The 9969-nt window shown below is 68.1% G+C and carries 9 protein-coding genes; 7 read left to right on the forward strand and 2 right to left on the reverse strand.

What is annotated here, in order from left to right:
• Positions 1-70 precede the first annotated feature (70 nt).
• The 4 genes from AC6CHY_RS17840 (at position 71) to AC6CHY_RS17855 (ending at position 3582) form a co-directional block, all read left to right on the forward strand.
• Positions 71-1282: a thiolase family protein gene (locus AC6CHY_RS17840; protein ID WP_498227627.1), complete on the forward strand. Its 1212-nt coding sequence runs from the start codon at positions 71-73 to the stop codon at positions 1280-1282.
• A gap of 61 nt (positions 1283-1343) precedes the next feature.
• Positions 1344-2015 (forward strand): 3-oxoacid CoA-transferase subunit A, encoded by a 672-nt coding sequence (locus AC6CHY_RS17845; RefSeq protein WP_498227629.1) that lies wholly within the window; start codon positions 1344-1346, stop codon positions 2013-2015.
• Positions 2015-2671, forward strand: a complete 657-nt coding sequence (locus AC6CHY_RS17850) for a 3-oxoacid CoA-transferase subunit B (protein ID WP_498227631.1) — start codon at positions 2015-2017, stop codon at positions 2669-2671. Before AC6CHY_RS17845 ends, AC6CHY_RS17850 begins: the two co-directional genes overlap by 1 nt.
• A 113-nt stretch (positions 2672-2784) precedes the next feature.
• Positions 2785-3582, forward strand: a complete 798-nt coding sequence (locus AC6CHY_RS17855) for an IclR family transcriptional regulator domain-containing protein (RefSeq protein ID WP_498227633.1) — start codon at positions 2785-2787, stop codon at positions 3580-3582.
• Here AC6CHY_RS17855 and AC6CHY_RS17860 read toward each other — a convergent pair.
• Positions 3579-4757, reverse strand: a complete 1179-nt coding sequence (locus AC6CHY_RS17860; RefSeq protein WP_498227635.1) for an FAD-dependent oxidoreductase — start codon at positions 4755-4757, stop codon at positions 3579-3581. The two genes, AC6CHY_RS17855 and AC6CHY_RS17860, sit on opposite strands and share 4 nt — an antisense overlap.
• Before the next feature lie 196 nt (positions 4758-4953).
• Here AC6CHY_RS17860 and AC6CHY_RS17865 point away from each other — a divergent pair, with 196 nt between their 5' ends.
• The gene (locus AC6CHY_RS17865) at positions 4954-6384 is read left to right on the forward strand and encodes an MFS transporter (protein WP_217387649.1); all 1431 of its coding nucleotides are present in this window, start codon (positions 4954-4956) and stop codon (positions 6382-6384) included.
• A gap of 83 nt (positions 6385-6467) precedes the next feature.
• On the opposite strand, the gene AC6CHY_RS17870 is transcribed toward AC6CHY_RS17865, so the two are convergent.
• Positions 6468-7346: a LysR family transcriptional regulator gene (locus AC6CHY_RS17870; RefSeq protein ID WP_498227637.1), complete on the reverse strand. Its 879-nt coding sequence runs from the start codon at positions 7344-7346 to the stop codon at positions 6468-6470.
• Positions 7347-7478: 132 nt separating this feature from the next.
• On the opposite strand from AC6CHY_RS17870, the gene mmsB reads away from it, so the two are divergent.
• Together mmsB and AC6CHY_RS17880 are read left to right on the forward strand one after the other, a co-directional pair.
• The gene (gene mmsB, locus AC6CHY_RS17875; protein ID WP_498227639.1) at positions 7479-8399 is read left to right on the forward strand and encodes a 3-hydroxyisobutyrate dehydrogenase; all 921 of its coding nucleotides are present in this window, start codon (positions 7479-7481) and stop codon (positions 8397-8399) included.
• A 2-nt stretch (positions 8400-8401) separates the two neighbouring features.
• Positions 8402-9910 carry a CoA-acylating methylmalonate-semialdehyde dehydrogenase gene (locus AC6CHY_RS17880; RefSeq protein WP_498227641.1) on the forward strand — a complete coding sequence of 503 codons (1509 nt, stop codon included), beginning with the start codon at positions 8402-8404 and terminating at the stop codon, positions 9908-9910.
• Positions 9911-9969 lie beyond the last annotated feature (59 nt).

Raw genomic sequence — 9969 nt, forward strand, 5'->3', positions numbered from 1 at the left:
TGATAAAGTTCATTTAGTGAACAAGCGTTCGCGATGCGAACAAATTGACCAGGAAGCCAGGACCCACACCATGAAGCAGGCGTACCTCTACGACGCGATCCGCACCCCCTTCGGCAAGATCGGCGGAAGCCTTTCCTCCCACCGCCCCGACGACCTGGCCGCGCACGTGGTCCGCGAACTCGTCGCCCGGGCACCGCAGCTGGATCCGGCTTCCATCGACGAATCGATCTTCGGCAACGCCAACGGCGCCGGCGAGGAAAACCGCAACGTGGCCCGCATGGCCACCCTGCTCGCGGGCCTGCCCACCTCTCTGCCCGGCACCACCATGAACCGCCTCTGCGGCTCCTCGCTGGACGCCGCCATCGCCGCCTCCCGACAGGTCAACACCGAGGACGCGGACCTGGTCCTGGTCGGCGGGGTCGAATCCATGAGCCGCGCCCCGTGGGTGCTGCCCAAGACCGAGCGCCCCTTCCCGATGGCCAACCTCGAACTTGCAAACACCACCTTGGGCTGGCGCCTGGTAAACCCGGCCATGCCCAAGGAATGGACAGTGTCCCTGGGCGAGGCCACCGAGCAGCTGCGTGAAAAGTATGAGGTCACCCGCGAAGACCAAGACGAATTCGCCGCACTTTCGCACAAGCTGGCGGCCGAGGCCTGGGCCAACGGCAAGTACGAGAACCTCGTGGTCTCCGTGCCGCCGGCCAACAAGCGCGGCACCGAGGTGACCATGGATGAAACCATCCGCCCCGGCACCACCGCCGAGACCCTCGCCGGACTGCGCACCGTCTTCCGCGACGCAGCCACCGGAACAGTCACCGCCGGCAACGCCTCGCCGATGAACGACGGCGCCTCCGCCGCCTTCATCGGCTCCGAGCGCGGCGGCGAGCTGCTGGGAGCGGCGCCGCTGGCCCGCATCGCCGGCCGCGCGTCCTCCGCCCTTGACCCGCAGTACTTCGGCTTCGCCCCGGTCGAGGCCGCCAACAAGGCGCTGGCCAAGGCAGGCATCTCCTGGTCGGACGTCGCCGCCGTCGAGCTGAACGAGGCCTTCGCCGCCCAGTCGCTGGCCTGCGTCCGCGCCTGGGACATCGACGCGTCAATCGTCAACGCCTGGGGCGGCGCGCTGTCCATCGGCCACCCGCTGGGTGCCTCCGGCCTGCGCATCCTGGGCACCCTGGCGCGCCGCCTGCAGGAGAACAACCAGCGCTGGGGCGTTGCCGCGATCTGCATCGGCGTCGGCCAGGGCCTGGCAGTCGTGCTGGAAAACCCGAACGCCACCGCCTAAGCACCCTCGGGGGAATCGAGCCCCCATCCCCTGACCGAACAGATTTAGGAGAGAACAACCTATGGCACCACGTATTGCCACCTCCGCCGCGGACGCCGTTTCCGGCATCCAGACCGGCGCCACCGTGCTCATCGGAGGGTTCGGCAACGCCGGCCAGCCGATGGAACTCATCGACGCCCTGATGGACTGCGGCGCCACGGACCTGACCGTCGTGAACAACAACGCCGGGCAGGCCGACGCCGGCCTGGCCCTGCTCATCAAGGAACGTCGCGTCAAGAAGGTCATCTGCTCCTTCCCGCGGCAGTCCGACTCCTGGCACTTCGATGAGGCCTACCGTGCCGGGGAAATCGAGCTCGAGCTCGTCCCGCAGGGCAACCTCGCCGAGCGCATCCGCGCCGCCGGCGCCGGCATCGGCGGCTTCTTCACGCCCACCGGCTACGGCACCATGCTCGCCGAGGGCAAGGAAACCCGCGTGATCGACGGCAAGGGCTACGTGCTCGAGACCCCGATCAGCGCCGACTTCGCCATCATCAAGGCGCTGCGCGCCGACACCCTGGGCAACCTGGTCTACCGCAAGACCGCCCGCAACTTCGGACCCATCATGGCCACCGCCGCGAAGAAGTCCATCGTGCAGGTTTCCGAGATCGTTTCCGCCGGTGCGCTGGATCCGGAAAACGTCGTCACCCCCGGCATCTTCGTCGACACCCTCGTCACCATTGGAGGCACCAAGTAATGAGCGAATACACCTCCACCGAGGCCGCGCTGACCCGCGACGAGATGGCCAAGCTGGTCGCCGCCGACATCCCGGCCGGCGCCTTCGTGAACCTGGGCATCGGGCAGCCGACCAACGTGTCCAACTTCCTCACCTCGGAGCAGGGCGTCACCCTGCACACCGAGAACGGCATGCTGGGCATGGGCCCTGTCGCCACCGGCGATGACATCGACGAGGACCTGATCAACGCCGGCAAGATCCCTGTCACCGAGCTGCCCGGCGCCAGCTACTTCCACCACGCAGACTCGTTCGCGATGATGCGCGGCGGCCACCTGGACGTCTGCGTCCTGGGTGCCTTCCAGGTCTCCGGCGGCGGCGACCTGGCCAACTGGCACACCGGGGCACCGGGCGCGATCCCGGCCGTCGGCGGTGCCATGGACCTGGCCATCGGCGCGAAGCAGACCTGGGTCATGATGGGCCTGTTCACCAAGACCGGCGAGTCCAAGCTGGTCGAGGCGCTCACCTACCCGGTCACCGGACTGGGCTGCGTCTCGCGCATCTACACCGAGTCCGCGATCTTCGTCATCGACGACTCCGGGGTGACGGTTCGCTCGACCCACGGCATCAGCTTCGAGGAACTCGACGCCAAGATCCCGGTGGACCTGATCAAGGCATAGCCGGCAAGTCTGAAAGAATGGGGGCCGTCGAAGGATTGCCCCCATTCTTTCGCTTTCCCCGTCCATGAGTTTTTGGGCGTCCACATCCGATGAACACACAGGAGCCCCACGCCATGAGCCAGGATGCAGGAACCGCCGCAGCGGGCGGCTCCACCTCGGTCCAGTCGCTGGCCCGCGGCCTGGATGTCATCTGCGCCTTCGACGCCGAGCACCCCTCGATGACCCTGAGCGACGTCGCCAAGCGCACCAACCTCTCCCGGGCCACGGCCCGCCGCTTCCTGCTCACCCTGCAGGAACTGGGCTACGTGCGCGGGGACGGGAAGTTCTTCGAGCTCACCTCCAAGGTCCTGCAGCTGGGCTACTCCTACCTCTCCAGCGCCACGCTGCCGCAGCTGATGGAACCCGTCCTCGAGGAGCTTTCCTCGACGGTCCATGAATCGGCCTCCGCCTCGGTGCTCGAGGGCAGCGACATCCTCTACATCGCCCGGGTGCACACCCGCTCGATCATGCGCGTGGGCATCAGCGTCGGTACGCGCTTCCCCGCGGCCAACACCTCGATGGGCCGGGTGCTGCTGGCCTACCAGGCACCCGGGGTGCTGGAGCAATTGCTGGCCGCGGGCGTCAGCGCACCGACCGGCCACGGCATCGGCTCCGTCGCAGAGCTGCGCGCGGAACTGGACCGGGTGCGGGCCCAGGGCTACGCGATCGTCGACCAGGAACTGGAGATCGGGCTGCGCTCGGTCGCCGTCCCGGTGTTCGCGGCCGACGGCAGCGTGGTTGCCGCCATGAACGTGTCCATGGGCGTGGGTCCGCAATCGCACGTCAGTGCCCGGGACGCCGCCGCGGAGGTGCTCCCCGCGTTGCAGCGGGCCGCGCGCCAGGTCCAGGAAGCACTGGCCGCCAGCCGTTAGGCGGAATCCCCGGGCATTGCGACGCCGGAGCCCCGCGCCGGCACGGCAAGGGTGCGCCGCGCGGCAAACTTCGCCGGTGCAGGTCCACTGCCATCTGCCAGGTCGGCCAGGATCCTCCCGATGACCGGGGTGAACTTGAACCCGTGGCCGGAGAACCCGGCGCCGATCACCAGCGGTCCGATGCGGTCGAGCACAAAATCCTCGTCCGGTGTGGTGGTGTAGGTGCAGCTCACCTCGGTGAACGAATCCGGGTCGACGCCCGGGAGCCACTGCCGGGCATATTCCTGCAGGGCGCGGAGCTGGAGCGGCTCGGCGGCGAAGCTCCGCCGGTCGGGATGGGTCAATGCGCCGGTTCCGTGCCAGCCCGCCTTGATCCCTTCGCCGGGCGTCAGCATTCCATAGACCGGGGAATAGGCATTTTCAAAGCCCCGGGAGCCCGGAACCAGGGTGTGGTTGAAGCCGGGCCAAACATCCTCCTGACGGCGCCGGGCAAAGTGCACCGGTTGTTCCTGCGTGACGCGCAGGGCCGGAAGGCGGACCGATCCGGGGAGCAGGTGGCCGGTCCAGGCGCCCGCAGTGACTACGACGCTGCGGGCCTCCACGGATTCACGGCCTTCCGCGGTTTCCAGGGTCAGGAGGGCTTGTTGGTCTCCGACGATCTTCATCTCGATGACCCGCACCCCGTGGCGGATGCGGGCGCCATGCTGCGTTGCCACCCGCTGGAAGCCCGGCAGGGCCACGTCGGGGTTGAGCTGCCCGCCGTCGGGCATGTGCAGCGCCGGACCCGTGAACCGAAGGCCGTTCCAGCGCTCACCGGCCTCCGCGGCCGAAAGCCCCTCCGCCGCGATGCCCGCAGCCGTCAGGGACGCCAGCACCCTGGCCTGTTCCCGCGGGGCGCCATGGTTGACGATTCCCGTCCGCGTCACCTGTGCCTGGCCGCTTTGTTCGCCGAGCAGTTCCCAGAGCTTGAGTGATTCGGCGAGCATGGACACGTAGACCGGATCCGCATACCCGAGGTTCAGGTTCCGGGTGCTCCCGTGCGACGCGCCAAGGGTGTGGCCGGGGGCGAACTGCTCCAGCAGTGTGACCTCGCGGTCGCGTGTCGCCAGCGCCCACGCGGTGGCCGAGCCCATGGCCCCGCCGCCAACAACAACCGTATCCAAGCGCGCAACCATGTCGCGTGTTCCTTCCGTCAGACCGTCGACCAGTCTATGCAAGGGAAGGTGCTGCCGTTCGCCGCGGCGCACGCCCTGTGCATTGCCGCACGGCACATGTGCCCAAACGGGCCACGTCATGCCGGGTGCAACCGCTTCCAACTTCACTGTGATCTGGGCCATACTCGGAGGCGTGATCGGCAAGCGGCAATTGCCCATGTGCCATCCGTGGAACCTTCGGAGGTTGGAAGTGGCTTCATCTCGCCCCAGCAGTGCCAGTATCCAGGAGCGCAAGGGACTTAAGCGCGTGGTCGTCGCCTCGATGGCCGGGACGGTCGTGGAATGGTACGAATTCTTCCTGTACGCAACGGCTGCAACGCTGGTCTTCAACAAGATCTTCTTCCCCGAGGCCGCCAATGAGCTGGACAACATCATCAAGGCGTTCCTGACCTACGCCGTGGGCTTCATTGCCCGTCCGATCGGCGGCATCGTCTTTGGCCACTTCGGCGACAAGTACGGCCGCAAGCACCTGCTGCAGGTTGCCATCATCCTGGTGGGCGTCACCACCTTCCTGATGGGCTGCCTGCCGACCTTCGACGCCATTGGCTATGCGGCGCCGATCCTGCTGGTGGTCCTGCGCTTCTTCCAGGGCTTCGCGGTCGGCGGCGAATGGGGCGGGGCGGTGCTGCTGGTCGCCGAGCACGCGCCGGACAAGGAACGCGGGTTCTGGGCATCGTGGCCGCAGGCCGCGGTGCCGGCAGGCAACCTGCTCGCCACCGTCGTGCTGCTCGTGCTCTCCTCAACCCTTTCCGAGGAGGCGTTCCTGGCCTGGGGCTGGCGCATCGGCTTCTGGCTCTCGGTGGTCATCGTGGCCGTGGGCTACTACGTCCGCACCCGGATTTCCGACGCGCCGATCTTCCAGGAGGCCAAGGCCGAGCTGGAGCAGAACGCGGAGGCCGGCTACGGCGTGGCCGAGGTCTTCCGCCGCTACCCGCGCGGCGTGTTCACCGCCATGGGGCTGCGGCTGGGCGAGAACATCCTCTACTACATGGTGGTGACGTTCTCGATCACCTACCTGAAGACGCAATTGAAGATGGACACCTCGACCATCCTGATGCTGATGCTGGTGGCGCACGCGATCCACTTTGCCGTGGTTCCGGTGATCGGACGCTACACGGACAAGCTGGGCCGCCGGCCGGTGTACGCGCTGGGCGCCTCGCTCATGCTGGTGTGGGGATTCGTTGCCTTCCCGCTGTTCAACACGCAAAACGACTTCGTGATCCTGCTGGTGGTCGTGGCCGGCCTGCTGGTCCACGGCCTGATGTACGCCGGGCAGCCGGCCATCATGGCGGAGATGTTCCCGACCCGCATGCGCTACTCCGGGGTCTCGCTGGGCTACCAGGTGACCTCGATCGTGGCCGGTTCCATGGCCCCGATCATCGCCACCTTCCTGCTGAGCATCTACGGGTCGTGGGTGCCGGTGGCCATCTACATCGGCATCGCCGCGATCATCACCCTGGCCGTCGTGTACTCCATGCGTGAAACCAACGGCATCTCGCTGCACGACATCGACGAGGCCGACCGGGCCAGGACGGTCGTGATCAACACCGAGGCTTCCGAGGCCGCCGCACGCGACAGCGTGAAGTAGCCGCACCGGCGAAGGGGCCGCGATGCAACCATGCCCGGGGGAGCGGCGATCGCCGCCTCCCCGGGCAGGTGCGTGCCCGGGCCCTAGGCCGCGGCCTGCGCCATCGCGGCAACCGCCGCCAGGACCGCGGGATTGCGCAGCGCCTCCTCGCGTCCCACCACCCAATATGTGGCGGCATGCGCGTAGTCGCCGGGCAACAGGCGGACCAAATCGTCCTCGAGGTCGGCGAGGAAGTCGGGCAGGATCCCGATCCCGGCCGCGGCCTTGGTCGCCGCGATGTGAGAGAACACGCTGGTGGAGGTGATGCCCCGGGGCATGGGCGGCAGCGATTCGGTCGCGCTGTCCAGCTCGTCGATGGTCAGCGCGGATTCCACGTAGTAGTTCAGCCGGTGCGCAACGAGCTCGGCAATGGCCTGCGGCTCCCCGTGCAGGGCAAGGTACTCGCGGGAGGCATAGAGCCCCAGGTGGTAGGTGAGCAGCTCGGTCGCCACGGCCTTGTGCACGTGGGGCTTGCCCACGACCACTTCCAGGTCGACGCCCGAGCGGGTCTGCCGGGCGCGCTGGGTGGCGCTCATGAGTTCGACTGCCAGCCGCGGGTGCTGGCGTTGCAGCGCGGCCATGGCCGGGGTGGCAAAGTGCGCGGCAAAGGCGTCGGGCACCCCGATGCGCACCGTGCCGGCGAGTTCGCCGCCGGCCCGTGTCTCGGTGAGGCCCGCGACCGCCCGTTCGATCTCCTCGGCCGCGCCCAGGGCGCGCCGCCCCAGGTCGGTGACCTCCCAGCCGGCCGGGGTGCGCGTGAGCACGCGGCCGCCCATGGCCTTCTCCAGCGCCGCGATGCGGCGCGACACCGTGGAGTGGTTGACGCCCAGCACGTCGGCGGCCGCCGTGTAGCGGCCCAGGCGCGCCACCGAGAGAAAGGTGATCAGGGATTCGAGGTGGTGGTGGTCGATGCTGCGTTCCATGCACTCATTGTGCGTTGATGCACATGAATGGTGCAAACGTGGGCCCGTGATGTGCGTTGAACGCGAGGATATTCGCCCCTAGTGTGGTGCCTATCACGGCCCGAGCGGGCAGGGAACGGCACAGGAGGAATCATGGCAGTTTACGGCTGGATCGGACTCGGAAACATGGGAGGCCCGATGACCGCGAATCTCGTGGCGGCCGGGCACCAGGTCAAGGGCTACGACCTGAACCCGGACGCCTGCATCGCGGCCAAGGAACGCGGCGTCGAGATCGCGGGCAGCATCGCCGAGGCGGTGCAGGGATCCGACGCGGTCTTCACCATGCTGCCCAAGGGCGAACACGTGCGCGCCGTGTACGAGGGCGAGAACGGGATCTGGGCGCACGCCGGTGCCGACACCCTGCTGCTGGACAGCTCGACGGTCGACATCGAGACCTCGCGCTTCTGCCACGAGGGCTCCAACGCCCGCGGCCTGAAGTTCGTCGACGCCCCGGTTTCCGGCGGGATCTCCGGAGCCGCCGCGGCAACCCTGGCCTTCATGGTCGGGGGCCTGGCCGAGCACACCGCCGAGGCGGTCGGGCACATCGAGCCGATGGCGGGCAAGACCATCGTCGCGGGCGCCGCGACGGCGGGCATCGCCGCGAAGATCTGCAACAACATGATGCTCTTCATCGACCTGATGGCCTCGGCCGAGGGGTCCCAGCTGGCCGAAAAGCTCGGGCTGGACCCGAGGGTCTTCTGGGAGATCGCCTCGGTCTCCTCCGGGCGCTCGTGGGCGCAGCAGACCTGGTACCCGGTGCCGGGGGTCATCGACAGCGCTGCGGCCAACAACAACTTCGACGCTACCTTCCGGGTGGACCTGGCCCGCAAGGACGTGGGCCTGGCCCTGGACGCCGGGGAGATGACCGGGGTCAAGCTCCCCGCCGCGACCCTGGCGCGCGAGCACTTTGATGCGCTGATTGCCGAGGGACTCGGGGAGAAGGACTGCTCGCTGATCGTCAAGAACGTTTCACCCGACGGCACCGTTGCCGGCTACACCCAGGAGAAGAAGTAACCATGTCGCAGACCCTTGAACAGCTGGCCGTGACCACCATCGGCCACCGCATCGGCGGCACGTCCGTCACCGATTCCGAACGCTTCGGCCCCGTCTACAACCCCGCAACCGGCGAGCAAACCGGACAGGTCGCCCTGGCCAGCGCGCAGACCGTGCGCGACGCGGTGACCACGGCCGCGGCAGCCCAGCGCGACTGGCGCCGGCTCGGACTGGCCAAGCGCAGCCAGATCCTCTTCAAGGTCCGCCAGCTCATCGACGAGCGCCGCGCCGAACTCGGCGCCATCATCACCGCCGAGCACGGCAAGGTGCTCTCCGACGCCGACGGGGAGATCGTCCGCGGCCTGGAGAACGTGGACTTCTGCACCGGGCTGATGCACCACCTCAAGGGCGAATACGCCGAACAGGTCGCCACCGGCGTGGACGTGCACCAGACCCGCCAGCCCCTGGGCGTGGTCGCCTGCATCACCCCGTTCAACTTCCCCGCCATGGTCCCGCTGTGGATGATCACCACCGCCATCGCCGCCGGCAACGCCGTGATCCTCAAGCCCAGCGAGCGCAACCCCTCGGCCGCGAACTGGATCGCCGGCGTCTTCGAGGAGGCGGGCCTGCCGGCCGGAATCCTCAACGTCGTGCACGGGGACAAGGAAGCCGTTGACGAGATCCTGGAAAACCCCGGCATCACCGGCGTCTCCTTCGTCGGCTCCACCCCGATCGCCAAGTACGTGTATTCCACCGCCGCGGCCAACGGCAAGCGGGTCCAGGCACTGGGGGGTGCCAAGAACCACATGGTCGTGTTGCCCGACGCGGACCTTGACGCCGCCGCGGATGCGGCGATCTCGGGCGCCTACGGCTCGGCAGGCGAACGCTGCATGGCCGTCTCGGTGGTGGTGGCGGTCGGCTCGATCGCCGACGAGCTCGTCGCCAAGATCTCCGAGCGCATCCCCGGCCTGAGGGTCGGCGACGGCACGGACCCGGACTCGGAGATGGGGCCGCTGATCACCGCCGCCTCGCGGGACCGCGTGGCAGGATTCATCGCCTCGGCCCACGAGGAGGGCGCCGCGGTGCTGGTCGATGGCCGCGAGCAGCGCTTTGACTCCCAGGGATTCTTTATCGGGGTCTCGCTCATCGACCACGTGAAGCCCGGCATGCGGGTCTATGACGAGGAGATCTTTGGCCCCGTCCTGGCCGTGGTGCGCGTTCAGGACTACGCGCAGGCGGTGGAGCTGATCAACTCCAACCGCTTCGCCAACGGCACCGCGGTCTTCACCCGCGACGGCAAGACCGCCCGCGAGTACGAGTTCGACATCGAGGTCGGGATGGTGGGCATCAACGTCCCGATCCCGGTGCCCATCGGCGCGTTCAGCTTCGGCGGCTGGAAGGACTCGCTCTTCGGCGACACCCACATGTACGGCCCGGAGTCCTTCAACTTCTACACGCGGCGCAAGGTCGTCACCAGCCGCTGGCCCGACCCGAGCGAGTCGCAGATCGAGCTGGGCTTCCCTACGCACTGAGAAGGGATCCCTCCCCGGAGGCGTCGGCGGCCCGCGGGGTTGCCGACGCCCCCGGCCTT

The organism is Paeniglutamicibacter sp. GQ140 (assembly GCF_059759235.1).